The sequence below is a fragment of the Cupriavidus sp. USMAHM13 genome (genome assembly GCF_001854285.1).
Taxonomy (GTDB): domain Bacteria; phylum Pseudomonadota; class Gammaproteobacteria; order Burkholderiales; family Burkholderiaceae; genus Cupriavidus; species Cupriavidus malaysiensis.
Map to the genome: position 1 here is coordinate 517,908 of NZ_CP017752.1, position 26,493 is coordinate 544,400.

General features: G+C 69.1%; 23 protein-coding genes. 3 read left to right on the top strand and 20 right to left on the bottom strand.

Annotated features, from left to right (window positions below; translation table 11 throughout):
- Window positions 1–10: 10 nt before the first annotated feature.
- The 10 genes from motB to BKK81_RS20750 all read right to left on the bottom strand — a co-directional run bounded on the left by motB (window position 11) and on the right by BKK81_RS20750 (window position 11,014).
- Entirely contained in the window at window positions 11–973 is a 963-nt protein-coding gene (gene motB / locus BKK81_RS20705) for a flagellar motor protein MotB (protein WP_071017307.1), read from the bottom strand.
- A gap of 18 nt (window positions 974–991) precedes the next feature.
- Window positions 992–1,855 carry a flagellar motor stator protein MotA gene (gene motA / locus BKK81_RS20710; RefSeq protein WP_071017309.1) on the bottom strand — a complete coding sequence of 288 codons (864 nt, stop codon included), beginning with the start codon at window positions 1,853–1,855 and terminating at the stop codon, window positions 992–994.
- Between the two features lie 115 nt (window positions 1,856–1,970).
- Window positions 1,971–2,576, bottom strand: a complete 606-nt coding sequence (gene flhC / locus BKK81_RS20715) for a flagellar transcriptional regulator FlhC (protein ID WP_071017310.1) — start codon at window positions 2,574–2,576, stop codon at window positions 1,971–1,973.
- On the bottom strand, window positions 2,573–2,890 hold the full coding sequence (flhD, locus tag BKK81_RS20720) for a flagellar transcriptional regulator FlhD (protein WP_071017312.1): 318 nt from the start codon (window positions 2,888–2,890) through the stop codon (window positions 2,573–2,575). The genes flhC and flhD overlap by 4 nt, the downstream gene beginning before the upstream one ends.
- 389 nt (window positions 2,891–3,279) lie before the next feature.
- Window positions 3,280–4,032, bottom strand: a complete 753-nt coding sequence (locus BKK81_RS20725) for a DUF4088 family protein (RefSeq protein WP_071017314.1) — start codon at window positions 4,030–4,032, stop codon at window positions 3,280–3,282.
- 95 nt (window positions 4,033–4,127) lie between these two features.
- Window positions 4,128–5,906, bottom strand: coding sequence for a methyl-accepting chemotaxis protein (locus BKK81_RS20730; RefSeq protein ID WP_071017316.1), 1,779 nt, complete (start codon window positions 5,904–5,906; stop codon window positions 4,128–4,130).
- A 258-nt stretch (window positions 5,907–6,164) separates the two neighbouring features.
- A complete protein-coding gene (locus tag BKK81_RS20735; protein WP_071017318.1) occupies window positions 6,165–7,808 on the bottom strand; it encodes a methyl-accepting chemotaxis protein in 1,644 nt (547 codons plus the stop codon).
- A gap of 42 nt (window positions 7,809–7,850) precedes the next feature.
- Window positions 7,851–8,333 (bottom strand): chemotaxis protein CheW, encoded by a 483-nt coding sequence (locus tag BKK81_RS20740; protein ID WP_071017319.1) that lies wholly within the window; start codon window positions 8,331–8,333, stop codon window positions 7,851–7,853.
- A gap of 145 nt (window positions 8,334–8,478) precedes the next feature.
- A complete protein-coding gene (locus tag BKK81_RS20745; RefSeq protein WP_071017321.1) occupies window positions 8,479–8,862 on the bottom strand; it encodes a response regulator in 384 nt (127 codons plus the stop codon).
- 208 nt (window positions 8,863–9,070) lie between these two features.
- The gene (locus tag BKK81_RS20750) at window positions 9,071–11,014 is read right to left on the bottom strand and encodes a putative bifunctional diguanylate cyclase/phosphodiesterase (RefSeq protein WP_442873413.1); all 1,944 of its coding nucleotides are present in this window, start codon (window positions 11,012–11,014) and stop codon (window positions 9,071–9,073) included.
- Between the two features lie 887 nt (window positions 11,015–11,901).
- On the opposite strand from BKK81_RS20750, the gene BKK81_RS20755 reads away from it, so the two are divergent.
- Window positions 11,902–12,207, top strand: a complete 306-nt coding sequence (locus BKK81_RS20755; RefSeq protein WP_071017325.1) for an H-NS histone family protein — start codon at window positions 11,902–11,904, stop codon at window positions 12,205–12,207.
- A gap of 292 nt (window positions 12,208–12,499) precedes the next feature.
- On the opposite strand, the gene galE is transcribed toward BKK81_RS20755, so the two are convergent.
- Both galE and BKK81_RS20765 read right to left on the bottom strand, forming a co-directional pair.
- On the bottom strand, window positions 12,500–13,522 hold the full coding sequence (gene galE / locus BKK81_RS20760; RefSeq protein WP_071017326.1) for a UDP-glucose 4-epimerase GalE: 1,023 nt from the start codon (window positions 13,520–13,522) through the stop codon (window positions 12,500–12,502).
- Window positions 13,523–13,576: 54 nt separating this feature from the next.
- Complete coding sequence (locus tag BKK81_RS20765) at window positions 13,577–14,587, bottom strand: tyrosine-type recombinase/integrase (protein WP_071017328.1); 1,011 nt, start codon at window positions 14,585–14,587, stop codon at window positions 13,577–13,579.
- Window positions 14,588–14,916: 329 nt separating this feature from the next.
- On the opposite strand from BKK81_RS20765, the gene BKK81_RS20770 reads away from it, so the two are divergent.
- Window positions 14,917–15,129, top strand: coding sequence for a hypothetical protein (locus tag BKK81_RS20770; protein WP_071017330.1), 213 nt, complete (start codon window positions 14,917–14,919; stop codon window positions 15,127–15,129).
- A gap of 190 nt (window positions 15,130–15,319) precedes the next feature.
- Here the strand turns inward: BKK81_RS20770 and BKK81_RS20775 are convergent, their stop codons facing one another.
- The 7 genes from BKK81_RS20775 to BKK81_RS20805 form a co-directional block, all read right to left on the bottom strand.
- Window positions 15,320–16,336, bottom strand: coding sequence for a Bug family tripartite tricarboxylate transporter substrate binding protein (locus tag BKK81_RS20775; RefSeq protein ID WP_071017332.1), 1,017 nt, complete (start codon window positions 16,334–16,336; stop codon window positions 15,320–15,322).
- A 79-nt stretch (window positions 16,337–16,415) separates the two neighbouring features.
- Window positions 16,416–17,147 carry an SDR family NAD(P)-dependent oxidoreductase gene (locus tag BKK81_RS20780; RefSeq protein WP_071017334.1) on the bottom strand — a complete coding sequence of 244 codons (732 nt, stop codon included), beginning with the start codon at window positions 17,145–17,147 and terminating at the stop codon, window positions 16,416–16,418.
- 227 nt (window positions 17,148–17,374) lie between these two features.
- Window positions 17,375–18,577 carry a 3-oxoadipyl-CoA thiolase gene (gene pcaF, locus BKK81_RS20785; protein ID WP_071017336.1) on the bottom strand — a complete coding sequence of 401 codons (1,203 nt, stop codon included), beginning with the start codon at window positions 18,575–18,577 and terminating at the stop codon, window positions 17,375–17,377.
- Window positions 18,578–18,621: 44 nt separating this feature from the next.
- Window positions 18,622–19,266 carry a 3-oxoacid CoA-transferase subunit B gene (locus tag BKK81_RS20790; RefSeq protein ID WP_071017338.1) on the bottom strand — a complete coding sequence of 215 codons (645 nt, stop codon included), beginning with the start codon at window positions 19,264–19,266 and terminating at the stop codon, window positions 18,622–18,624.
- A 28-nt stretch (window positions 19,267–19,294) separates the two neighbouring features.
- Window positions 19,295–19,978, bottom strand: coding sequence for a 3-oxoacid CoA-transferase subunit A (locus BKK81_RS20795; RefSeq protein ID WP_071017339.1), 684 nt, complete (start codon window positions 19,976–19,978; stop codon window positions 19,295–19,297).
- Between the two features lie 332 nt (window positions 19,979–20,310).
- Window positions 20,311–23,370, bottom strand: coding sequence for an AAA family ATPase (locus BKK81_RS20800; protein WP_071017341.1), 3,060 nt, complete (start codon window positions 23,368–23,370; stop codon window positions 20,311–20,313).
- The gene (locus tag BKK81_RS20805) at window positions 23,367–24,521 is read right to left on the bottom strand and encodes an exonuclease SbcCD subunit D (RefSeq protein ID WP_071017343.1); all 1,155 of its coding nucleotides are present in this window, start codon (window positions 24,519–24,521) and stop codon (window positions 23,367–23,369) included. Before BKK81_RS20805 ends, BKK81_RS20800 begins: the two co-directional genes overlap by 4 nt.
- A 190-nt stretch (window positions 24,522–24,711) precedes the next feature.
- On the opposite strand from BKK81_RS20805, the gene BKK81_RS20810 reads away from it, so the two are divergent.
- Window positions 24,712–25,074, top strand: a complete 363-nt coding sequence (locus BKK81_RS20810) for a YgiW/YdeI family stress tolerance OB fold protein (protein WP_071017345.1) — start codon at window positions 24,712–24,714, stop codon at window positions 25,072–25,074.
- 31 nt (window positions 25,075–25,105) lie between these two features.
- On the opposite strand, the gene BKK81_RS20815 is transcribed toward BKK81_RS20810, so the two are convergent.
- Window positions 25,106–26,476: a sigma 54-interacting transcriptional regulator gene (locus BKK81_RS20815; protein ID WP_071017347.1), complete on the bottom strand. Its 1,371-nt coding sequence runs from the start codon at window positions 26,474–26,476 to the stop codon at window positions 25,106–25,108.
- Between the last annotated feature and the right edge of the window lie 17 nt (window positions 26,477–26,493).

The window sequence follows — 26,493 nt, forward strand, 5'->3', positions numbered from 1 at the left end:
GTCGCCTGCCTCATTTGCTCTTGCCCTGTGCTGCCGGAGCGCTCGCGTCGGCCCCGAGCGCTTCCTTCATGTCCTCGCCGGCCTGGCCCGCGCGTGCTTTCACCGCGACGTCCGCGGCGCTGGCGTTCTCGGCCTCGAAGCGGGCCTGCGCGCGCGCGTTGAGCACGACGATGCTGATGCGGCGGTTCACCGGCGCCATCAGGTCCTTGCGATCGAGCGGCATGGTCGCGGCCAGGCCCAGCACGCGCAGCACCTTGCCCTCGTTCATGCCGCCCGAGATCAGCTCGCGCCGCGAGGCATTGGCGCGGTCGGCCGACAACTCCCAGTTGCTGTAGTCACGCTCGCCATTGCTGTAGTTGGCCGCATCGGTGTGGCCCGACAGGCTGACCTTGTTGGGCAGCTCGTTGAGCACCGGCGCGATCTCGCGCAGGATGACGCGCATATAGGGTTCGACCATGGCGCTGCCGGTACGGAACATCGGGCGGTTCTGCGTGTCCAGGATCTGGATGCGCAGGCCTTCGCTGGTGATGTCGAGCAGCAGTTGCGGACGGAACTGCCGCAGCACCGGGTTGTTCTCGATGATCTGCTCTAGCCGGTTCTTCAGCGCGCGCAGGCGTTCGCCCTCCTGCTGGTCGCGGCGCTTCTGCACCGCGTCCGGATCGTTGTCGGTCGCGCGCTGCACCTCGCCGTCCTTCCTCAGCGGATCCATGCCGCCGCCGGGAATCACGCTGCTGGACAGGCTGCTCTTGTCGCCGCCGGCGATGGCCACCTTCAGCGGCGTGCGGAAGTACTCCGCCACGCCGACCAGCGTCTTGGGCGAGCTCGCGCTCAGCAGCCAGAGCACCAGGAAGAAGGCCATCATCGCCGTCATGAAGTCGGCGTAGGCAATCTTCCAGCTATGGTTGCCGTGCGGCTTGGCGCGCGCCTTGCCGCGCCGGACCACGATCGGGTGGCTGTCGTGCGAATTGCTCATCGCAATACCTCCTGCCCGTCAGGTAAGGCTCTTGACCTCGCGGACATGGTCGTCCAGCTCGAGGAAGGAGGGACGTTCGCTGGAGAACAGCACCTTGCGGCCGAACTCGACCGCCACCAGCGGTGCGTAGCCGTTGAGCGAAGCCAGCAGCGTGACCTTGATGCACTCGTACATCTTCACGGTCTCGGAGACCTGGTGCTCGATGCGCGAGGCCAGCGGCGAGACGAAACCGTAGGCCAGCAGGATGCCGAGGAAGGTACCGACCATGGCGTGCGCGATCAGCGCACCCAGTTCGGCGGGAGGCAGGTCTGCCGAGGCCAGCGCGTGCACCACGCCCATCACCGCCGCCACGATGCCGAAGGCGGGCAGGCCGTCGCCGACGCGCGACAGCGCGTGGGCCGGGACTTCCGCCTCGTGGCGGAAGGTCTCGATCTCGTGGTCCATCAGGGCCTCGATCTCGAAGGCGTTCATGTTCCCGTTGACCATCATGCGCAGATAGTCGGTGAGGAACTCCATCATGGCCGGATCGGCCAGGATGCGCGGATACTGGCTGAAGACGCTGCTGGCGGCGGGGTCGGCGATTTCCTTCTCGAGGAAGAGGATGCCTTCGCGGCGTGCCTTGGACAGCAGCACGTACAGCAGGGCCATCACTTCCATGTACAGCGCCTTGCTGTAGCGGCTGCTGCGAAACAGCGTGGGCAGGGCGCGCATCGTCGCCTTGAGCGCCTTGCCGCTGTTGGAGCTGATGAAGGCGCCGAGCGCGGCCCCCCCGATGATGATCAGCTCCGCCGGCTGGTAAAGCGCGCCCATATGACCGCCGGTGATGGCGTATCCGCCAAGCACGGCCGCCAGCACGATGACATAGCCGATGACAACTAGCACGATGATTCCCCGTCAGATAAACACTCCGGCGCGCGGCGGCGCGCCGGGGCCGGGGTGGCGGCCGCGAGCGGCCGCTACTCCGGTCCCGCGCTCGCCCGGCCCGGACGAGCCGCGCTCAGGCGACGGCTCGAGTGGACGGGGCGTCCTTCGAGAGCTTCTTCGCTTTGCCCGCCCGCGACGGCGGCCGGCACAGACTGCATACGAAACGAGCGTGCGGCTCGTAAGCATGCGTCACGAACTGGCCACCGCAGCAGGTGCAGGTGGAAAGCTGGAGCATATTGCTCTCGAAAAACCTTACTAACGTCCAGGCACGGGTGAAACTTAAGACAATTTCGCTTCCCAGCAGCGACACGTGCTCGAGGTAGAGCCGGTAGCTGGCGATGATGGCGCGGATACCCGCGGTCTCGCCCTGCTGGACCATGAACTGGTACGCCGAGGAGAACAGGGAGGAATGGATGTTCGGCAGCCAGGTGGTGAACCAGTCTGTCGAGAAGGGGAGCATGCCCTTGGGGGGCGATACGCCGCGCAGCTCCTTGTACAGGCGGATCAGGCGATCACGCGACAGCGTGGTCTCCGCCTCGAGTACCTGGAGCCGGGCACCGAGCCCGATCAGCTCGATGGCCAGTTGGGTCTGGTTGGCGTCCTGCAGGACGCTCTTGCGGTTGGGCACCGGAGCCGCGGTGAAGCTGCGGACGGGCTGAGCCTGGAGCAGCGCGGTCAATTGAGCGACTCCAGCGGTTGGCGCGCCAGCAGGATGGCTGCGTGGGTCTGCTGCATGTCGTGGCCCTTGGCGGTATGCGTCAGGCTCGACAGGAGCGCGTGATCGTCGAAGCGGAAGCGGCAGAGCACCATATTGGATGCCGCCAGCTTGACGAGCTGCGCTGAGGTCAGCTTGGCCAGGATGTCCGCAATCTCCTTGCTGACTCCCAGCCGGAACATGGCTTCGACTTGATTCTCACGCACCAGCCGTTGCGCGAGCAGCAGATAGGCGAGGTTAACCTCCCTGATCTCCTGGAGAACTTCACTGCTTTCCAATTTTTCCCCGCTACCAAAAACCCGCGAATTGCTTGTCCAGCGCTTACCGACGGCTCAAGAAGCAACCGGCGGCCGGATCGTTTGTATGCAAAATCGACGGGTACGACGTACGACAAAAGGAACAGCTTCCCGCTGGACTTGTCTGTAACACTTAACTTATGCGTTACAAGTGTTACAGAGTGTAAGCACAGCTGGTACGTTTTATATCGGCAATCGGACCCGCCTGCCAATCCCCACTAACGTTGGGATGAATGCAATGTCGCACCAAACATACAAAGGCGCGGAATTGTGACAGCCGTCATCATCGCGTCATCTGATTTACATCAAGGATCTAGCGGTGCGGCACGCGGGCGGAAGCTCCTCCGGCGTGTGCGGGCAAGCGCATTCCTCTATTGACGAGCGGGGGCTCCGTAGACTAGCAAGCGCCTGAACCAGGCGGCGAGCCGGGAGAAGATGTCATCCGGCTCGTCGCGGAACAGCTCGGGACGCACATGGGCGAGTTGCGCCATCACCCGCTCGAATTCGTCGGCGCTGACCGAGCCGTATTCGAGCGCAAGGCCGAGCAGTGCCTTGACCTCGCCGACATGGGTGCGCGCGCGCACCACATTGCGTTCGGTCTGCACTGCGTACATCAGGTCATAGGCACGCTGCCGCAGGCTCTCGGCAAGCCGCCAGGACGGCGTCAGCATGCGTTGCTCGACCACGCGGACATCGACCGCGGAAGACGCGATCTGGCTCGCCAGCGACTCGGCGAAAGCGGCATCGACACCGGAATCGACCAGGATCTGCCGCGACCACTGGCGCGCCTGCTCCTGTTTCTGCTGCGGCGTCCAGTCGCATTGCGTGGCCAGCGCGAAGCCGAAGCGCTCGGCATCGCGCATCAGCGCCGATACCGTGTTGGGCAGTTGCTTGTCCAGCACCCGCTTGAGCCAGGCGTACTCGCCGCTGGACAGCAGCCGGCCGACGGCGCGCTCGGTCAACGGCGACTCCTGCTCGAGCAGGCGCGCGCGCAGGAAGGCTTCGAAGGTCGGCGGCTCGAACGCGTGGTCCATGCCGGTGGACAAGCGCACGAACTGCTCGTAAGCGGTTCTCAGCCTGGCGACGGCTTCGTCGGGCAGCGCCAGGGTTACGTCGGTATGCATGTCGGCTCGCAGAAACGGGTACGGTCGCACCTGGCCGCCGGCCCGGACACCCTGGCGGGCGCCGCATGGGCCGGGCGGACGGCTGGTGCTTCAGGTCAGAAAGCGCTCCAGTCGCCGTGGTCCGACGCCGTTCCGGCCACGGCCGGACGTGCGGCCGGCGCACTGGCGGCCGGGCGGGCCTCCAGCGGGGCCTCCGCGGCGACGGACGGCTCGCGGCGGGCCGGACGCGGCGCGGCCGGCTTGGCCGGCGCTGCCTTGATGACGGCCGGCGTGCGCGCCACCGTGGTGGCCTGCAGGTCGGCCGCGGCGAGACGGAAGCGCGCCACCGAGTCCTGCAGGCGGCCCGCCTGCTCTTCGAGCGATCCGGCCGCGGCGGCAGCCTCTTCCACCAGCGCCGCGTTCTGCTGCGTCACCTCGTCCATCTGCGCCACCGCCTGGTTCACCTGCTCGATCCCCGAGCTCTGCTCCGCCGATGCCGCGCTGATCTCGCCCATGATGTCCGTCACGCGCTTGACCGCCTGCACGATCTCTTCCATCGTCTGGCCCGCCTGGCCCACCAGCGTCGTGCCGTTGTCCACCCGCGCCACCGTGTCGCCGATCAGGCCCTTGATCTCCTTGGCCGCGTTCGCGCTGCGCTGCGCCAGGCTGCGCACCTCGCCCGCCACCACCGCGAAGCCCCGTCCCTGCTCCCCCGCGCGCGCCGCTTCCACCGCCGCGTTCAGCGCCAGGATGTTGGTCTGGAACGCTATCCCTTCGATCACCCCGATGATGTCGACGATCTTCTTCGACGCCTCGTTGATCTCCTGCATCGTCTCGACCACCCGGCCCACCACCTCGCCGCCCTTGAGCGCCGTCTCCGAGGCGTTCGCCGCCAGTCCGCTCGCCTGCCGCGCGTTGTCCGCGTTCTGGCGCACCGTGCCCGTCAGCTCTTCCATGCTCGACGCCGTCTCTTCCAGCGAGGCCGCCTGCTGCTCCGTGCGCTGCGACAGGTCGCCGTTGCCCGCGGCGATCTGGCGCGAGGCCGAAGCGATCGACCCGGCCGAGGCCTTGAAGTCACGCACCATGCCCGATAGCTCCTGCTGCATCTCGCTCATCGCATGCACCAGGCTGCTCTTGTCGCCGGAGCGGACCGTGACTGCCGTGGAGAAATCGCCGGCGGCGATGCGCGAGGCGATGGCCACCGCATAGCCCGGCTCGCCGCCGAGCTGGCGCGACAGCAGGCGCGCGATGACGTAGCCAAGCAGCACCGAGACCGCCAGGCCGCCGAGGACCAGCGCCAGCATCCAGACGCGGGTGGCGTCGTAGACGCCGCGCGCCTCGTCCATATTGGCGCGGGCACGCTCGTCGCGGCGCTTGACCATCTTGGCCATCAGATCCTCGAGCGCGTGGCTCGCCTTGATCAGTTCCGCGCTCTCGGTGAACACCTGGCTGTCGAACTGCGACGTGTCCAGTGGCTGCTTGCCCACCATCTCGACATACTTGGCCATACGCTCGCGGTAGGCCGGCATCAGCGTATCGTACTGCTTGACCAGGGCCTGCCCCTCGGGCTGGACGAACACCGCCTTGGCCTTGCGGATGCGCTCGTCCACGGTGGCGAGCGACTTCTCGATCAGTTCCTTCTCGGCCGAGCGCTCGCCCATGGTCGACGCGGACAGCAGGCCGATCTGGGCGCGGCTGGCATAGACGAGGTTGACGTTGCCATCCTGGACGGCCTTGAGCGCCTGCAGATCGTCGTTGTAGATCTTGCCGGTCCACTCAGCCATGCGTCCCATGTTCACCACGCCGAGCAGCCCCATCGCGGCGCCGATGACGGACACGACCAGAAAGCCGACGATCAGCTTGGTCGTGACGCGCAGTTGATTGAACCATTGCATGACAACTACCCCCTAGTCTCTGAAAAGTGCGGCGGCCGTTTCGCCGCCTTCTGCAGGTTTGCTCGTTCTTGCTTCTTCTTGTTGCTTCTTCTTGTTGCCTTTGCTACCCGTTACTACCTGTTGCTACCCGCTGCTACCCGCTGCTACCCGTTGTTTCCTGTTATTTCCCGTTGTCGCCCGCCGGTGCCTGCCGCCGCCCTGGGTGCCGCTCCCCGACACGCCCCGGCGCGGCGGCGCCGCATCCGCCGCCTGCGCGGCTCAGGCCTGCGCGGAGGCCGGCCGCAGCGCAGGCTCGGCGCGCCGGGCGCGCTGCGGCCGCGCCTCGGCCTGCAGGCTGATGCGGAAGGTGGCCACCGCCTCGCCCAGGCGGCCTGCCTGGTCTTCGAGCGATCCGGCCGCGGCGGCGGCCTCTTCCACCAGCGCCGCGTTCTGCTGCGTCACCTCGTCCATCTGCGCCACCGCCTGGTTCACCTGCTCGATCCCCGAGCTCTGCTCCGCCGATGCCGCGCTGATCTCGCCCATGATGTCCGTCACGCGCTTGACCGCCTGCACGATCTCTTCCATCGTCTGGCCCGCCTGGCCCACCAGCGTCGTGCCGTTGTCCACCCGCGCCACCGTGTCGCCGATCAGGCCCTTGATCTCCTTGGCCGCGTTCGCGCTGCGCTGCGCCAGGCTGCGCACCTCGCCCGCCACCACCGCGAAGCCCCGTCCCTGCTCCCCCGCGCGCGCCGCTTCCACCGCCGCGTTCAGCGCCAGGATGTTGGTCTGGAACGCTATCCCTTCGATCACCCCGATGATGTCGACGATCTTCTTCGACGCCTCGTTGATCTCCTGCATCGTCTCGACCACCCGGCCCACCACCTCGCCACCCTTGAGCGCCGTCTCCGAGGCGTTCGCCGCCAGTCCGCTCGCCTGCCGCGCGTTGTCCGCGTTCTGGCGCACCGTGCCCGTCAGCTCTTCCATGCTCGACGCCGTCTCTTCCAGCGAGGCCGCCTGCTGCTCCGTGCGCTGCGACAGGTCGTTGTTGCCCGCCGCGACCTGGCGCGTGGCGGTGGCGATGCTGCTCATGCCTTCCTGGATCTCGTGGACCACGGACAGCAGGCTGCGCTGCATGGTCTGCATGGCCTGCGCCAGCGCGCCCACCTCGTCGTCGGACTGGTAGTCGTAGCGCGTGGTGAGGTCGCCCGCGCCCATGCGCAAGGCGAAGTCGAGCATCTCGTCGACCGGCCGGTGCACGCGCGACAGCAGGCGCACGCCGGAGGCGAAGGCACATGCCAGGGCCAGGCCGAAACCACTCCACAGCCACGGGCGCAGCGCCGCCGCGGCGGTGCCGCCCTGCCACTCCACCGCCAGCAGCGTCAGCAGGAAGCAGGCCAGCGCCGTGCCCTGCGACCAGACGATGCGCCGCTTCAAATTGGGCCGGAACAGGCTGGCGAGCCGGCCCGCCAGGCCGGTGCGGACCACGGCGCCGTCACGGACCACCAGCCCGCTGCCGCCCTGGCGGATGCGCGCATAGGCCGCGCTGGCCGCGGCGACCTGCTCGGGCGCCGCCATCGCACGCACCGAGGTGTAGCCGATGACCCGGCCGTCGACGCGCGTCGGCGTGACGGTGGCGTTGACCCAGTAGTAATCACCGTTCTTGCGCCGGTTCTTGACCAGCCCGCGCCAGGAATGGCCTGCTTCGAGCGAGTGCCACAGGTCGGCAAAGGCCTCGGGAGGCATGTCGGGATGGCGCACCAGGTTGTGCGGCGCGCCCATCAGCTCTTCGTGCGAATAGCCGCTGACTTCGACGAAGGCCCGGTTGGCGAAGGTGATCCGCCCCTTCAGGTCCGTGCGCGAAATCAGGTAATCGTTGGGGGAAAGCTGGTACTCGTGGCTGGTGACTGGCTGGTTGTTTCGCATGATTTCAGGAACGGCTGCCGCGGCGCGGGCGCGCCGCCGGCATCACGCCGCGGCTGCCGCGTCGAGCGCGGCCAGTTCTTCGGTATCGAGCAGTCTTTCGATGTCGACGAGAATCAGCATGCGGTCCTCGATCGAGCCCAGGCCGCGGATGTAGTCGGTATCCATATCGCCGGACATCAGCGGGGCGGCCTTGATCTGCGCGGGGGCCAGCGTCAGGACATCGGAGACGCCGTCGACCACGATGCCGGTGGTGCGATCGTGGAGATCGACGATGATCACCACGGTGTACTGGTCGTAGCTGACCGCTGCCTGGCTGAACTTGATGCGCAGGTCGATGATGGGAACGATGATGCCGCGCAGGTTGATCACGCCTTTCAGGTAGGCGGGCGCGTTGGCGATCTGCGTGACGGTCTCGTAGCCGCGGATTTCCTGCACCTTGAGGATATCCACACCGTATTCCTCGCGGCCCAGCCGGAATGCCAGGAACTCCGCTCCCGCACCATCGGCCTTGATGTTGTCCGTCATCTTCCGCTCCTGTTGTCTACCTGTATCCCGGCCGGCCGCTCGCGCGGCAGGCAGCAGCGCGCCCGCTGCGGCACGGCATCGCCCTGTTCAGCCTCTGAGATAACGGCAGGCGGGCGCCTGTCTGAAGGCCGGCTTGCCGCCGCACTCACCCCACGTCAGAGGGGGATAGCAAGGCACCGACGGCGTGCAGGAGCTGGGCAGGATCGAACGGCTTGGGCAGGAAGCCGGAGGCGCCCGCCTCGCGCACGCGGGCGCGCACGCCGTCGTCGCCCTCAGTGCTGAGGACGAGGATCGGCAGCGCGGCGTGGCGCGGCATGGCGCGCAGGGCACGGATCAGCGCAAGACCGTCGACGCCCGGCATGACGAGATCGGTGACCAGCAGGGAGAAATCCGCGCCCGCGGCCAATTCGCTCGCCTGGGCCCCGTCGCCGGCCTCGGTCACCGGATAGCCGGCAGCACGCAGGCAGGCGCAGATCATGCCGCGCAGCGAGGGCGAATCGTCGACGACGAGGATGCTCTGGGAAGACATGACGACTCCATTGATGCGGCGTGTCGGCGCCGGTCCGGAGCGCGTTCCAGCCGGCCCGCGCCAGCGCGCATGGGCCCGGTGCCAGCGCGCCTGCGGTATTTATCGGCACATCGGGCGCTGTCTTTAGGTCCGTCTTCAGGTCCGTCGCGGCGCCGTCCGCGGCAGCCAGGAGCGGGCCGGTCCCCGACCCGTCCCGCACTGGCGCCGCTCAGGCCGCGGCAACCTCGCTGTCGCGCAGCAGCTCGGCGAACACCCCCGGCTCGAGCGGACGCGCGAGCAGGTAGCCCTGGACTTCGTCGCAGCCCATGCCGGCGAGGATATCGAGCTGCGAGGTGGACTCGACACCTTCGGCCACCACGCGCATGCGCAGCTCATGGGCAAGCGCCACCATCGAGCCGACGATGGCGCGCCCCTGCGCGTCGGCGTCGAGCCCGCCGATCAGGGTGCGGTCGATCTTCAGCGTGCCCACGCGCAGCCGCTTCAGGTAGCCCAGGCTGGAATAGCCGCTGCCGAAATCGTCCAGCGCCACGTGGATGCCGAGCGACTGCAGCTCGGCCAGCGTTTCGAGCGACTTGCCGATGTCCTTCATCGCGGCCGTCTCGGTGATCTCCAGCGTGACGGCTGACGGCGGGATGTCGTGCTGGTGGATCTGCTCCATCAGGTACTGCGGGAAATTGCGGCTGGCGAAGCGCAGCCCCGACACGTTGATGGCCACCGGCACGGTCGGCAGCCCCAGGTCGCGCCATTGCCGGACCTGCCTGCAGACGGCGGCGATCACCCAGTCGTCGAGCTTGTCGATCTGCCCCGACTGCTCGGCCACCATGATGAACTCGGCCGGATTGACTGCGCCCAGCAGGGCGTGCCGCCAGCGGCACAGCGCCTCGGCACCGACCACGCGGCGCTGCCGCACGTCGAACTTCGGCTGGTATTCCAGCGACAAGGCGTCGTCCTCGATGGCCGGCCACAGGTCGCGCCGGATCACGCGCACGCGGCGCGCGCGCTCGCCTGCCGCGGAGTTGAACTGGCGCACCTGGTTGGAACCGCTCTCGCGCGCCTCGGCCAGGCTGACGCGGGCGGCCTGCATCAGCGTCTCCGAGGTCTGGGCGTCGCGCGGGTAGATCGCGATGCCGATGTTGACGCCGATCTGCATCTGCAGCCCGCGCGCCGCGACAAACTCGCCGAGGGAGCCCAGCAGGCGCGATCCGAGCTCCTGTGCGCGCCCGTAGCTGACCAGTTCCGGCACGCCGACGGCGAACTCGTCGCGCGCCAGGCGGGCCAGGAAGTCGTGGGGCTCGAGTACGGCCTGGGCCAGGGCGCTCGTATCCTGGGCCAGGATATCGTCGGCGCGCACTTCGAACACCTCGTCGACCTCGCGGAAATCGGCAATATGGACCAGCAGCACGGCGCACCCGGTGTCGGCGAAGCGGGCATGGGCGATGGCCTGTTCCAGCCAGCGCGCAAAGGCGGCGCGGTCTGGAAGCTCCTCGGCGGCGTTGTATTCGCCGACATGGCCCTCGCCCTGCGCGCTCGGGCGCACCGTCAGGCTGCCTGGCGAACGGCCGTGGGCGCGGCGCACCAGCCCCCTGGCATCGCCGGATGGCGCCACGGCGGCTGCGTCAGCCGCGCCACCGGGAGCCGGCGGCACGGCGGCCAGGTGGGCGCGCCCGCGCAGCGCCAACCAGGCCACGCTGGCCAGCATGAGCACGCCGACGGCGAGCCAGACCGGCGACAGCGGCGTGAAGGCGTCCAGGCAGGCACGCGGCATCGCACCCGGCCGGCCGCACGCGCGGCCCAATTCGATACCCGCGGTGGCCATCAGGCCGGTGGCCAGCGCGGCGGCCACCACGGCGGTGCCGCGCCAGTGCAAGGGCGCGCGCCGCAGCAACTGGACCATGGCGGCCGCCGCGGCACCCACGCCGAACGCCGCAGCGGCGGCCTGCTGCCCCTCGCCGAGGTGCAGCAGGCTGCCGGAAGCCAGCACGACCCAGGAGGGCATGCCGACCGAGGCGCAGGCACTCAGCAGGAACATCCACTGTGTGTAGCGGACCCCCCACTTGCCCGGCATGCGTTTCCCGCCAGCCGCGCCCAGCCCCAGCCCGAGCCCGAGGGCCAGGCAGAGCGGCATGACGAGTAACAGGAGGCTGTCAATCATTGCAGGCATACGACTGCCGACGGCAGCCGCGCGTTGAAGGTGAGCACGATCGCGAAGAAGCAGGCGGTGCGGAAAAAGCTCGCATCATGTCATTTCGGCTACGCCGTGTGAACCCGGCGTCCGCTGCAAGGTGCTCAGAAAGCCGTCCAGTCGTTGCCGGAACTGCCGCCGCCGGCCACGGTGGACGCCCTGGTGCGCGCCGCCCTGGATACGGTGCCAGTCCCCTCACGCCGCCGGCATTCTCCCGGAAGCACCACCGAGGCCAGGACACCGGCAGCGTTCGCCAGCCGCCGGCCGGGGCCCCGCGCCGGGCCGCGCAGCGCCGCCCTGCCAGGCCGCGGGCATGGCAGGGCCGGGCGCATTGCCGATGCCGTGCGCGACTGAGCCTGGATCTCAATGTTTTTAAGAAAGGACATGATGCACCTCGGACAAGACGGACCCCGGGGGACACGCCAATGCCCCATGTTGTCGGACCGACACATCGACGATCCACTCGCAGGATATCGGCTGGGCAGAATCTTTCTTGAGGCGAGCCAGCCGCGCGGGGCATTGCGCCAGCCGCCAACGTCAGACTTATCGGCTTTGTTATGCGGGAATCACTATTCTTCCACCCAAACCCCTATGAACGCGGCCGCGGTCGAATAGCCGGCGTTATCGGCCTGCCGCGGATCGCCCCATCTCAAATGCACATTGCGTGCGCTGGCGGCGCGGAAAAAACCGCGATTCCTGCAGACTCGCGGGCGGTGCAAAAGTTCATTTGCCCACGGCCAGCACCAATTTTTTTGTGTATCGATCCTCAAACGGGTTAAAGGCATTTGCAGGGCCCGTCCGGCTCGTTATAATTCATGCGAATCTTCACGCTCCCACCCCTAAAATCGAGGCAAGCAATGGCGACATATCAGGAAATCGTTCAGCAGATCAACGCACTGCAGAAGCAAGCAGAGGAAATCAAGGCGCGCGAACAGGCTGCTGTGATCGCTGATATTCGCCAGAAAATCGAGCAATATGGCCTGACCGCCGACGATCTCGGTTTTGGCGCCAAGCCGGTCGCCGGCAAGAAGGCAAGCCGCAAGGTGCCGGTGCGCTATCGCGACAATGCCGGCAACACCTGGACCGGTCGCGGCAAGCGCCCGGGCTGGCTGACCCAGGCCCTGGCCGCCGGCAAGCAGGTCGAGGACTTCCTGATCCGCTGAGTTCCGACCGGCTGGCGCCTGCGTGGCAGCGGCTGGTGCCGCGCCGCCAGCAGCGCCGCCCCGGCTCCAGGCCGGGTTGCCGCGACCATGCCCAGACCCGGCGCCGCGTTCATGCAAATGGACGCGGCGCGGCGTTTCCGTTCCGGGGGGGACGGGCCGGGCGCCTGGTCAACGCAGCCCGGCCTTTGTCCTTTGTTTTTTCTGCGCGCGATTATGCAGGGGCTTACCGCTTGCGCCCGCTGCGGGGCCCCGCAGCAGGAACCCGCTGCGGGAAAAGCCCTGCCGATGGCATTCAGGCGCCGGCAAACCCGAGCGGATTCATCGACTGCCAGCGCCACGAGTCGGCACACATCCGCTCGATATCATGGCGCGCACGCCACCCCAGCAAATCTCCCGCCAATGACGGATCGGCATAGCAGGCCGCAATATCGCCCGGCCGACGCGCGACGATCTCGTAAGGAACGGTCCGCCCGCTGGCTGCCTCGTAGGCCTTGACCACCTCCAGTACGCTGTAGCCGCGTCCGGTCCCCAGATTGACGGTCAGGCCAGCACCCGCGCGGCGCAGATATTCCAGGGCGGCAAGATGGCCGTCCGCCAGGTCGCAAACGTGTATATAGTCGCGCACGCCCGTGCCGTCGACCGTCGGATAATCACCGCCGAAAACCATCAGTTTCTCGCGGCGCCCGCCTGCCACCTGCGCGACATACGGCATCAGATTGTTGGGAATTCCACCCGGATCTTCCCCGATCTGCCCGCTTTCATGCGCACCGACCGGATTGAAATAGCGCAGGTAGGCGATGCGCCAGGCAGGATCGGAGCGCTCCAGGTCGCGCAGGATCTGTTCGCCCATCAGTTTGGTCTGGCCATAGGGGTTGGTGGCCGACAGCGGAAAATCCTCCAGGATCGGCACCGCATGGGGATTGCCATAGACCGTCGCCGAGGAACTGAACACCAGTTGCTTGACGCCGGCCTCGCCCATGACCGAACACAGCGTCACGAGGCCCTCGAGATTGTTGCCGTAGTAGGCCAGCGGCTGGGCCACCGATTCGCCCACCGCCTTCAGCGCGGCGAAGTGGATCGCCCCGCTGATCTCGTTCTCTGCGAATAGTTGGCGCAATAGTGAGTCGTCACGCACATCGCCCTCGACGAAGCGGGGTGCCTGTCCGGTGATGGCGGCGATACGGTCCACCACGACCCGGCTGCTGTTGCACAGATTGTCCAGGCCGATCACCTGATAGCCGGCCTCCAGCAGCGCGACCCAGGTATGCGAGCCGATGTATCCGGTCGCGCCGGTCAACAACAAGGTTTCAGACATGAAGTTTCGATTCCTGATGAGATGTTCGTCGGATTTTGTGACGGGCGCCGGCATTCAGGCCGATGCCGCGGGTGCATCGTGGTCGGTCATCTGCCCGCTGCGCGCCATCCACGCTTCATACGCGGCGCGCAGGCGCCAGCCCGACTCCAGGTCGCGCATGCCGAGATACTGCGCCACCGCCGCCGGTCCGGCGCCGGCATCGAAATGCAGGGCGCCATAGGTGTTGCGCAAGGTCTGGGGCGAGGCGCGTTCGCTGCGCCCGTCCAGCACCCCGGCCTGCCCGAGCAGGCGCTCGATGCGGCGATACACGGACGCCGCATGCATGGCCCGTCCATCGGGCGTGGCGGGGAAGACCAGCGAACCCAGCGCGCCGCCGCTGGCGCGCACCGCCAGCCAGGCTGCCAAGGCGGGCCGCGCGAAGGCCAACAGGGGGGCCTCATAGGCACGCCCATTGTCCGGCCTCACCATGCGCACCGCCTGCAGCCCGTCGGTGAACTGGTCGAGACCCAGTGCGCGCACCTGGCCGACCTTCAGGCCGGCGCCCAGCAACACCGCCAGCAAGGCCAGGTCGCGCGCGCGCTTCCACTGCGTGGGCGAGTACTCACCTTGTGCTTCGGGCCCGGCGCAGGCCGCGGCCAGTTGCGAGATCAGGCAATCCCGCTCCGCCGGCAGCAGGAAGGCCATCGGATCGTTTTCGCCATCGGCCAGGCGGGCCCGCACCGCCTGGGTGGCCGGATTGTGCAGGCCTTGCTGCAAGGCGGACAGGTGATGGAAGACCCGCTCTATCAGGCGCGCGTAGCGGTAGCGATGGTGCTTGTGCAGTTGCTGGGCATCGAGGAATTCGCCGATCTGCTGTGCAGACCAGCTCAGCGGCGCCAGCCCCCGCTCGCCGGACCAGCGCAGCAGCTTGCCCCACATCGCCCGATAGACGACGGCGGTCGCCTGGCCGAAGCCATGGCTGGCCAGCCAGCCATCGAAGGCGCGCTCCGGCTGGCTGCGCCAGGCCGCCAGGTCGGCATCGAAGAGGGCCGGCTGTGTCCGGTCGACACCAGAGTTTGTGCTCACTGACGCGCCTCTAGCTGGTAGCGGCCGAGCCTGGCCTTGCTGAAGGGTGTTCGCATGGGGGCATTGTAATCAATGCACCACAGCATGCGGCGGCGTACCCCACGAATTCGGGCGCCACCGTGGCGCGGCCGCGCCCCGGCGTTGCCACCCCCGGCTGCGCGAAGAATCGCCCCGGAATGACAATAAAGTTAAATCGCTGCAACAGAATTAAAAAACGCTAAATGGCATTTTCTCCAGCCCCGTAATACATTCGAGACATTGCCACCTGCATGCACGATGCCGACTTCCGGCCAAGGTGTCCATGCATGCCTTTCGTCAGGAGTTCCACGATGACCGGACATCAGCCACAGGTCCATGACCCCGCCGCCCCGGCTTCGGGCGGCGGCTCGGTGCCGGCTGCCCGGTCTCGGGAGCCGGCACCGGTCTATTACCGCCTGCCCGATACGCCGGACGGCCACCATATCAAGGAATACCCGAGCGGCCTGCGCATCCTCGTGCGCTTCGTCGGCGTGGAGGAGCAGGTCGTCAAATACACCATCTGAGCGCATGTCCCGGCCGCCGCCGCCGGGCCGCCATCGCGTCTCCTCCTGCCCATTGGGCCAGGATTCCGCCCGCGCCATGCGCGGGTTTTTTCTGCCGTTCCTGTCCCGGTCCCTTGGCATTGCCGCAGGATAAAAGAAAAAGCCGGCGCTGCGCGCCGGCTTTTTCCGTGCCCGTCCAAGGCTCGTGGCATCAGCCCACGGTGGCGCCGGAGGACTTGACCACCTTGGACCACTTGGCGGTCTCGGACTTCATGAAGTTCGCCAGGTCGGCCGGCTTCTCCGGATGCGCTTCCGCGCCCTGTTCGGCGAGTTGCTTCTGCACTTCCGGCTTCTGCAGGATCTTGACCACTTCGGCGTTCAGGCGGTCGACGATCGGCTGCGGCGTGCCGCCGGTCGCGTACAGCGCGAACCATGAGGTCGCCTCGTAGCCCGGCACGCCGGCCTCGGCCACGGTCGGCACATTGGGCAGTGCCGGCGAGCGCTTGGCCGAGGTCACGGCGAGCGCGCGCAGCTGGCCTGCCTTGATGTGCGGATAGGACGAAGGCAGGTTATCGAACATCAGGCCGATCTGGTTGCCCAGCAGGTCGTTCACCGCGGGGGCGCTGCCCTTGTACGGAATGTGCTGGATGTGCAGGCCGGTCATCGAGTTGAACAGTTCGCCCGACAGATGCATCGACGAACCGCTGCCCGAGGAGCCGAAGGACAGCTTGTCCGGGTTCGCCTTGACGTAGGCGATCAGTTCCTTGACGTTCTGCACCGGCACCTTGGGATTGACCACCACCACATTGGGCACCATGGCCACGCGGGTGATCGGCGCGAAGTCCTTGACCGGGTCGTACGGCAGCTTGGCGTACAGCGACTGGTTGATCGCGTGGGTGCCGATGGTGCCCATGAACAGGGTATAGCCATCGCCCGGCGCCTTGGCAGCCAGCGCCGCGCCGATATTGCCGCCGGCGCCCGGCCGGTTGTCGATCACCACCGGCTGGCCGAGCACCTTGCTCAGTTGCAGGCCGACGATGCGGGCCAGGATGTCGGTGGTGCCGCCCGCCGAGAACGGCACGATCATGGTGATCGGCTTGGTCGGATAGCCGCCCTGCGCGAAGGCCGAGCCGGCCACGCCGGCGAATCCGGCAAAGCCGGCCGCGAGCGCCACGCCGGCAGCCAGCAGGCGGCGGCGCGCCGACGAAGTGTGAGAGGCGAAACTCATGAAAATGCTCCTGAAATATCGTTATACCGGCCCGCCCTCTCATGAAAGGCTGGCCTTCGTGGCGGCGTGGCGGTCTTCTTCAGACGGGCGCCACGCCCAGCGTGGTTCCGCCGCAGACATAGAGAACCTGTCCGGTGACGAAGCCGTTTTCTGGCGACAGGAAGAACATGGCGGCGCGCGCCACGTCTTCCGGCGTTCCCATGCGCTTGACCGCGATGCTGGCGAGAATGCGCCGGGTGCGCTCGCTGCCCTCCGGGTTGCTGCGGCGGAACAGCTCGGTGGCGATCGGGCCCGGCGCCACGGAGTTGACGGTGATGCCGTCGCCGCCGAGTTCCATGGCCAGGGTGCGCGCCATGCCGATCATGCCGGCCTTGGTGGCCGAGTAGACCACGCGCTCGGTCTTACCCAGCGCCGCGCGCGAGGCCATCTGCACGATGCGGCCGAAACCTGCCGCGCGCATGGCCGGCAGGCAGGCCTGGATCAGCAGCATGCTGGCCTGCAGGTGCAGGCCCACCACGTAGTCGAGGTCGTCCAGCGTGGCGCTGTCGATGGTGCCGGGGCGGGTCGCGCCCGCGTTGTTGACCAGGCGGGTCACGGCAAAGCGCTGCGTGACCTGCTCGCCGACCGCGCGCGTGGCCGCGGCGTCGGTCAGGTCCGCCTGGAAGAAGGTCATGTTCGGGTGCGACCAGCCGGGCTCGGCATAGTCGACATTGACCACTTGCGTCACGCCGTCGGCGAGCAGCATCTCGCAGATGGCGCGGCCGATTCCGGAACTGCCGCCGGTGACCAGCGTGGCAACGGGAAGGGACATCATGGACTCCACACCGGCGTGCGTGCCGGGCAATGCTGAAAAACGCGACCGGCCCGGCCGCATGGCTTCACGCTCCGCAGGAGGCGAAGGCGACCGGAAGGAACGCCGGCGGCCGGCGGGCGGCCGGCCGTGCTCCGATCAGGTCCTCACTGGCTAACGGCAGCCTGCAATGTGATCTGTAGGCTGCCCGGACGCCGGCTGCGCGCCCGGGGCAGCCGCAGCACGCCTCAGACGCGCTCGATCACCATGGCGATGCCCTGGCCCACGCCGATGCACATGGTGCACAGCGCGAAGCGGCCACCGGTGCGGTGCAGCTGGTACATGGCGGTGGTCACCAGGCGCGCGCCGCTCATGCCGAGCGGGTGGCCCAGCGCGATCGCGCCGCCGTTGGGGTTGACGCGGGGATCGTCATCGCGCACGCCGAGTTCGCGCAGCACGGCCAGGCCCTGCGCGGCGAACGCTTCGTTCAGCTCGATCACGTCGATCTGGTCCAGCGTCATGCCGAGCTGCTTCATCAGCTTCTGCGTGGCCGGCGCCGGGCCGATGCCCATCACGCGCGGCGCCACGCCGGCGGTGGCCATGCCGACGATGCGTGCCTTCGGCGTCAGGCCATGCTGCCTGGCGGCGGCTTCGCTGGCCAGCAGCAGCGCGCAGGCGCCGTCGTTGACGCCGGAGGCATTGCCGGCGGTCACGGTGCCGTCCGCGCGCACCACGCCCTTGAGCCTGGCCAGCGCTTCCATGCTGGTGGCGCGCGGATGCTCGTCGCGCTCGACCACGATCGGATCGCCCTTCTTCTGCGCGATCGTCACGGCGGTGATTTCCTGGGCCAGCGTGCCGTCGGCCTGCGCGCGCGAGGCCTTTTCCTGGCTGCGCAGCGCCATCAGGTCCTGGTCTTCACGGCTGATCTTGTAGTCGGTGGCGACGTTCTCGGCGGTCTCGGGCATCGAGTCCACGCCGTAGGCCGCGCGCATGGCCGGGTTGACGAAGCGCCAGCCGATGGTGGTGTCGAAGATCTGCGCATCGCGCGAGAAGGCGCTGGTGGCCTTGCCCATCACGAAGGGCGCGCGGCTCATGCTTTCCACGCCGCCGGCGATCATCAGGCCGGCCTCGCCCGCCTTGATGGCGCGCGCGGCGGTGCCGGTGGCGTCCATGCCGGAGCCGCACAGGCGGTTGATGGTGGCACCCGGCACATCCTGCGGCAGGCCGGCCAGCAGCAGCGACATGCGCGCCACGTTGCGGTTGTCCTCGCCGGCCTGGTTGGCGTTGCCGTAGATCACGTCGTCGATCGCGCGCCAGTCCAGGTTCGGGTTGCGTGCCATCAGCGCCTTCAGCGGCACCGCGCCCAGGTCATCCGCGCGCACCGCGGACAGGCTGCCGCCGTAGCGGCCGATGGGGGTGCGGATGGCGTCGCAGATAAAGGCTTCGGTCATGTCTCGTCTCTCGTTCGGTTGTCGTGTATGCCGAGGCGCCCCGCTCAGGCGGCGCCCTGCGTCAGGGGCACGCCGGTCAGGCGCTGCAGTTCTTCGAAGGACAGCCCTTCGACCAGGTCGCGCGCGACCAGTCCGTCCGGCGTCACGTCAATGGTAGCGAGGTCCGTGTAGATACGGGTGACGCAGCCGATGCCGGTCAGCGGATAGGTGCACTGCGGCACGATCTTGCTTTCGCCCTTCTTGGTCTGGTGCTCCATCATGACGAAGACCTGCTTGGCGCCGATCGCCAGGTCCATGGCGCCGCCCACGGCCGGAATCGCGCCCGGGGCGCCGGTATGCCAGTTGGCCAGGTCGCCCTTCTCGGACACCTGGAAGGCGCCCAGCACGCAGAAGTCGAGGTGGCCGCCGCGCATCATCGCGAAAGAATCCGCGTGGTGGAAATACGAGCCGCCCGGCTTGACCGTGACCGGCTGCTTGCCGGCATTGATCAGGTCGCCGTCGATCTGGTCCTCGGCCGGTGCCGGGCCCATGCCGAGCAGGCCGTTTTCGCTGTGCAGCAGGATCTCGCGGTCGGCCGGCAGGTGGTTGCCGACCAGGGTGGGCAGGCCGATGCCGAGGTTGACCACGGCACCGTCGGGAATGTCCTTGGCCACGCGTGCGGCCATCTGATCGCGGGTGAGGCGTTGCATATCGGTTCTCCTTTCGCTCTCAGACTGGTCAGGAAATGCGGGTCGGACCGCAGTCCACCTTGACGACGCGCTTGACGAACAGGCCCGGCGTGACGATGTGCTCGGGATCCAGCTCGCCGAGTTCCACCACCCTGTTGACCTGCGCGATGGCGCACTTGGCGGCCATGGCCATGACCGGGCCGAAGTTGCGCGCGGTCTTGCGGTAGACCAGGTTGCCCCAGCGGTCGGCGGCATCGGCCTTGATCAGCGCGAAGTCGGCGTGGATGGGCTTCTCGAACACATAGCCCTGGCCGTCGATGATGCGGGTTTCCTTGCCCTCGGCCAGCGGCGTGCCGTAGGCGGTCCGGGTGAAGAAGCCGCCGATGCCGGCGCCGGCGGCGCGGATGCGCTCGGCGAGGTTGCCCTGGGGCACCAGCTCGAGCTCGATCTCGCCCGCGTGGAAGAGCGCGTCGAAGACGTAGGAATCGGACTGGCGCGGGAAGGAGCAGATGATCTTGCGCACGCGCTTGGCTTTCAGCAGCGCGGCCAGGCCGGTGTCGCCGTTGCCGGCGTTGTTGTTGACGATGGTCAGGTCGCGCGCACCCTGCGCGATCAGCGCGTCGATCAGCTCGGCGGGCATGCCGGCCAGGCCGAAACCGCCGATCAGGATGGTGGCGCCGTCGTGGATGCCGGCGACCGCCGCCTCCACCGAGTCATATATCTTGTTGATCACTTGCGTTCCTGTTTGGAAAACTCCGGACGTCCAGCCGGAACCCGCCGCAGTGCAGCGCGCAAAGAAGTCTCCGGATGTCGTGCCGGGCGATTCGTCTCACCGATGCCGCCCGAGCGGGCGTGGCGGCTGCCCTGCCAGCCAGTCTTTCCGACTTTGTTCTAATTGCGAACTTGAATTCGCTAAATGAACATGTTACGCCCGCCCGCACCAAGGGTCAAGCGCAGCAGGCGGCACCGGACCGGCCGCCCGCCCGCCCGAGCGGACACCGCAGTGTGCCCGCCCGGGCCCGCTCGTGTCCGCTCTCCCGCCCGCCCTGCCGGCCGGGCGATGGCTCAAGGCAGTTGCAGAACCGCGCGGCTGCCCTGGGCTCCCGGCCGGATCTCCAGCCGCACATCGACGCGCTCGCGCAATTCGCTGACGTGCGACACCACGCCGACCAGCCGCCCCGCCTGCTGCAGGTCCAGCAGCGTGCGGATGGCGAAGTCGAGGCTCTCCGGATCGAGCGTGCCGAAACCCTCATCCACGAATAGCGTATCGAGCTGGATTCCGCCAGCGCGCGACTGCACCACGTCGGCCAGGCCCAGCGCCAGCGACAGCGAGGCCAGGAAGCCTTCCCCGCCGGACAGCGTGCTGGCCGGCCGCGGCAGGCCGGTATCGTGGTCGAAGACTTCGAGGTCCAGGCCGCCGGCCGCGCGCTTGTCGCCCTGTTCGCGCACGCGCTGCAGCTCGTAGCGGCCGCGGCTCATGCGCACCAGCCGCAGCGAAGCCGCTTCCAGCACTTCGTCCAGCAGCGTCGCCAGCACGAAGCGCTGGAAGCTCATGCGACGCGGGTTGTTGCCGGCGGCAACCTCGGACAGGCGGCCGAGAACGGCAAAGCGCGCCTCGATGCCACCCGCCTCGGCCGTCAACTCGTGCAAGCGTTGCCGGCAAGCCTGCAGTCCCTGCTGCGCGCGCGCCAGCGCGGCCTGCTCGGCGACCAGGGCTTCGAGTTCGCGCTGCGTGCGCGCCTGCGCCTCCCGCAGCGCGGCCAGGTCGGGCGGCTGCAGCGCCGCCGCCACGGTGGCGGCGCGCGCCTGCCGGTCGGCGGCGGCGGCCAGCGCCAGGTCGAACTCGCGCAGCGCCGCCTCCAGTCTTTCCAGGGCGGCCGCCTCCATGCCCGCCGCCTCCAGGGCCGGCGCGTCGGCGAAGCCGGCCCGCGCCAGGGCCTGCGCGAAAGCCTCGCGCGCCTGTGCCACCTGGGCCGCCTGGCGCGCCGCCTCCGCTTGGGCCGCGCCGTGCGCGGCGCCCGCCGCCGCCAGGGCGCTGGTGGCCTCGCGCTCGGCGGCCTGCGCGGCCTGCAGCGCGGCCTCGGCCGCGGCAAGTCCGGCCCGCGCCGCCTGCAGGGCCTGTTCCACGGCCTCCGGCTCGCGCAATGCTTCCGGCACGTGCTCGCTGGCGGCACGCCATTCGCCCTGCCGCTGCGCCAGTTGATCGGCTGACTGGCGCAGCGCCGTGTCCGCCGCCGCCAGGCGCTCCTGCGCCGCGGCGAGCGCGGCGCGCTGCGTGGCGGCCTGCCCCTCCAGCGTGCCGGCCTGCGCGGCCGCGGCACGCGCACCGGCCAGCCCTTGCTCCAGCGCCTCGACCTGCTGCGCCAGCCGCGCGGCCGCTTCGGCGCCGGCGTCACCCGCCGCGCCCACCGCACGCTCCAGCTCGGCCAGGCGCGCCTGGGCCGCCAGCAACTCGGCCTGGGCTGCCTGCGCGGCACTGGCGGCTGCGCCGGCCTCGCCTTCTTCCTGCTCCACCCGCGCGCGTGCGGCCTCGAGCGCCGCATCCTCGATCCCGGCCTCCAGCGGCAGGGACGGTGATGGATGCTCCAGGCTGCCGCACACCGGGCAGGGATCGCCGGCGCGCAGTGACGCGGCCAGGCGCCCGGCCTGCCCGGCCAGCCACGCCGCCTCCATGGCACGCAGCGCGCTGCGTGCCTCGCGCAGCGCCGCCGCGCTGCTGCGCTCGCGCCCGGCCTGTGCGTGCTGGTGGGCCAGCGCCCGTTGGCAGGCTCGGCCGGCTTCGCCGTGCTGCGCCAGCACGGCAGTGCGCTGGCGGGCGGCTTCGAGCTTGAGCGCGGCAGCCTCGGCGCCGGCCGCGGTCGCCCGCGCCGTCTCCAGCGCCGTCTCGATCTGCCGCAACCGCGCCTCCTGCTGCTCGCGCTGGGCCTGCGCCTGTTCATGCGCCGTGGCGGCCCGCGCCTGCGCCGCCTGCGCGGCGGCCAGCGCATCGCGCACCTGGCCCAGGCGGCGCGCATGCGTCAGCGCACCCTCCAGCTGGACCACCTGCTGCTGCGCCTGCTGGCGCAGCGGATCGCGCTCCCGCTGCGCCGCCAGCGCCGCTGCCGCCGCGCGCGCCGCCTCCTGCCGCCGTGCCAGCACCAGCGCGGCGGCCTCGACCGCCTGCGCCGCGCGCTCGCCCTGTACCACGGCGTCGCGCTGGCGCTGCAGCCAGGGCAACGCCGCCTGGGCCTGGTGCGCGGCGCGCACGCGCCCCCGCTGCGCGTCGACCTCGGCGCTGCGCGCCTGCAGGGCGGCGTGGGCGGCATGGGCCTGGGCCGCCTCGGCCAGCTGCGCGGCCGCCTGCTCGCCTTGCTGCAGGCCAAGCGTCGCCAGCGACAGCGCGGTGCGTGCCGCGCCCTCGCGCTCGTGCAGGGCGGTACCCTGCACGAGCGCCTCGGCCAGCCGCGCATCGAGCGCCTCGGTACTTTCCAGCCCATGCTGCTGCAGCAGTTCCGCGCGCCGGATCTCGATGCGCTCGGCATCGCGGCGCAGTTCGCCTGCCTGGGTCTTGAGCAGGTCCTCCACGCGCCGGTAGAGCTCCGTATGGAACAGGCGCTCGAGGATGGCCTGGCGCGACTTCGAATCCGCCGTCAGCAGTTCGCGGAAGCGGCCCTGCGGCAGCACGATGACCTGGCGGAACTGCGTGCTGTCGAAGCCCAGCAGGCCTCGCACGAACTCGTCGACACGGCCCGGCTGGCTGGCCTTGCTGACCCACTCGCCGCCCTCCAGGGCATCGAGCTGGGCGCGCGCCGCCTCCTTGACCGTGCCCTCGCCGCGCAGCTTGGGCCGCTCCTGCGCCGGCGAGCGCACGATGCGGTAGCGCTGCGCCCCCAGGGCGAATTCCAGCTCGACTTCGCTGCGCAGCCCCGCCGCGGCATTGGCGCTGCGCATGTCCTGGGCACTGCGCTCGCCGCCGGAGGTGTCGCCGTACAGCGCGAAGCAGATCGCGTCGAGCACCGTGGTCTTGCCCGCGCCGGTCGGACCGTGGATCAGGAAGAAGGCATGCTCTCCCAACTGCGTGAAATCGATCACCTCGCGCGCGGCGAAGGGGCCGAAGGCCTGCATGGCCAGCCACAGCGGCTTCATGCGCTACCCTCCGCGCCACGGACATCGCGGTCCAGGCCGCCGAGGGCCTGCTGCAGCGCCGCGCGCTGCGGCTCGTCCAGTTCGCCGTCGGTCACCTCGCGGAAGAAATCGGCAAACAGGGTGGCCGTGTCCAGCTCGCGCAGCCGCCTGCCCGCGGCACCGGCCGTACCGCTGCGCGCCAGCACCGCGCGTTCCAGCGCCAGCGTGTTCGGGTAGCCCTGGCGCAGGCGCGCCATGGGGTCGAGCAGGGCGCCGGTATCGGTCAGCACGGCATGGATGTAGTCGTCCCGCCCCGGATCGGTCGCCGCCCCGGCCACCAGCTCGGCCAGCGTGCCCTGCAGCACGCGCAGGTCGCGCCGCGGCCGCAGCGCGATCGGTTCGATGCGCACGCCGCCGCGCGCATCCAGTTCGATCAGCGATACCGACTTGGCGTGTCCGGCCTCCGACACCGAGTACTTCAGCAGCGAGCCGGCATAGTGGATGCGCTCGCCGAGGGTCTGCGGCCGATGCAGGTGGCCGAGCGCCACCAGGTCGAAACCGTCGAACACGCTGGCCGCAACCGCGCCGCTGCCACCGACCGACAGCGGCCGCTCCGACTCGCTGGCGCTGCCGCCGACCACGAAGGCATGGCCCACCACCACCGAGCGCACACCCGCCGGATGGACGGCACGGATCGCATCGAGCTGGGTAGCCAACGCCGCTTCGTGTCCGGCCGGCTCCACGCCGTAGGCATCGCGCACCAGCGCGGGCTCGGCATAGGGCAGCGCATAGAGCCGCACCTCGCCGTCGGCATCGCGCAGGCGCACACAGAGCGGGTCCTTGCTGACCAGCCCCGCCACGTGCAGGCCCTGGTCCTGCATCAGGCGGGCGCCGAAGGCGAGCCGCTGCGCATTGTCGTGGTTGCCGGCGATCATCACCACCGGCACGCGCAGGCCGGCGACGATGCGGGCCAGCACGTCGTCGAGCAGGGCCACGGCTTCCGGCGGCGGCACCGCCCGGTCATAGACATCGCCGGCCAGCAGCACGGCATCGGGACGCTGCTCGCGCACCAGGTCGACGAACTGGTCGAGCACGTAGGCCTGGTCGTCGACCAGGCTGCGCGCGTGGAAGAGCCGGCCGAGATGCCAGTCGGCCGTGTGGAGGAAACGCAAAGTGACTCCCTGAAGCGGATGGATGCGGCGCGGCGGCGGAAACGCCGCGCCAATGCCGCATCATAGCCTCGCGCGCGCGGCCGGGCCGTGTTCAGCCTCGGTTCAGGCCCGGCCGGACATCATGCATGGCATCGGCGCCCCTCACGGGCGCCGTCCCGAAGCCACCGCCCACCTCCTGGAGAATGCCAGCATGCAACGCCGCCTGTCCGCCACCTGCCTCGCCCTCGCCACTTTCGCGGCCATCGCCGCCGCCCCCGCCCACGCCGACTACGTCGGCCCGTCGGTCATCCCTGCCAGCACGGTCAAGGCCCTGGCCGACACCGGCCGCGACGACCAGGCCGCGCGCCTGCGCGGCCGTCTGGTCGGCAGCCTGAGCGGCAACACCTACCGCTTCCGCGACGCCAGCGGCGAGATGGTGGTCAAGATCAAGCCGGCGCTGTGGCCGGCCGGCGTCAACATCGGCGAGACCACCGAAGTCGAGCTCGTGGGCGTCTACGACAAGGAGCTGCTGCGCGAGGGCCGCTTCAAGGTCAAGCAGCTGCGCCCGCTCTGAACGCCATGCCCGCCACGCCGGCGGGCAAGGCTTACGCCGGCTCAGCCTCGTTGTCGGCGATCTGGAACTTGCGCATCTTCTCCCACAGCACCTTGCGGCTGATGCCGAGGCAGGCCGCCGTGTCCTGGCGGCGCCAGCCATTGGCGTCAAGCGCGGCGATGATACGGCGCCGCTCCTCGGCATCGCCGCGCCAGTCGGCGGCGCGCTCGTTGCCCTCGAAGGCACCCGGGCGCAGCGAGCGGAACAGCGGCCGGATGCGGCCCTCGTCCCAGGCGCGGCATTGCCGCAGCACGATGCCGACGCGCTCGGCCAGATTGCGCAGCTCGCGCACATTGCCGTTGAAGTAGGCCGTGCCCACCGCCCCGCGCAGCCAGTCCGGCGCCGGCGGCAGCGCGTCATGCTCGGCACGCCCCATCATCTGGCGCAGGAAGGACTGCAGCAGCAGCACCTTGTCGCCGGGCCCCCGTTCTTCGAGGCTGGGCACGCGCAGCTCGATCACCGACAGGCGGAAATAGAGATCCGCGCGGAAGCGCCCCTGGCCCACCGCCTCGCGCAGGTCCTTGTTGGTCGCCGCCACCAGGCGGAAGTCCAGCCGCACCGGCAGCGTCGAGCCCAGCCGCGTCACCGCCTTTTCCTCCAGCACGCGCAGCAGCTTGACCTGCTGGAACATCGGCAGGTCGCCGATCTCGTCGAGGAACAGCGTGCCGCCGTTGGCCTGCTCGAAATAGCCCTGGTGCGCATACATGGCGCCGGTGAAGGCGCCCTTGGCATGGCCGAAGAACTGCGACTCGAACAGGCCGTCCGGAATGGCGCCGCAGTTGACCGCCACGAACGGCCCCTTGCCATAGCTGCGGTTGCGCTCGTGGAACAGGCGCGCGATGCGCTCCTTGCCGGCCCCGGTCTCGCCGTACAGCATCACATTGCTGGGGAAGTCGGCGAAGGTATCGACCTGCTCGAGCAACTGGCGCATCGCCGGCGACTCGGCCACCAGGTCGGCCACCTCGGTCTCCGGCTCGCTCGCCGCCAGCAGTTGCGGCAGCAGCTTGCCGATCTGGCCGCGCAGGTCCGCGCCGGAGAAGTCGGCCGACAGGATGTGCGCATACTCGGGCGGGAAGCGCCCCGGGTCGCCCTCGCGCCCGGGCGCGGCCACCCACACCACCGGCATGCCATGCGCTGCCTCCCAGTCCAGCGCGGTGAACTTGGCATTGCCGATCACCGACACGCTGATCACCGCGATGGCAGGCTTCAGCCGCGGCTCGGCCGGCGGCGCCTCCAGCGCCCCCGCGCGGATCACCTCCACGCCCAGCGGCGCCAGGAAGCGCGTGATGCGATCGGCGATCTCCTGCTTGCCTTCCCATACGTAGACTTCGAGATTCTCGTAGGCCCAGCGATCTGTTTTCATAAGCGACCCGCCATCCA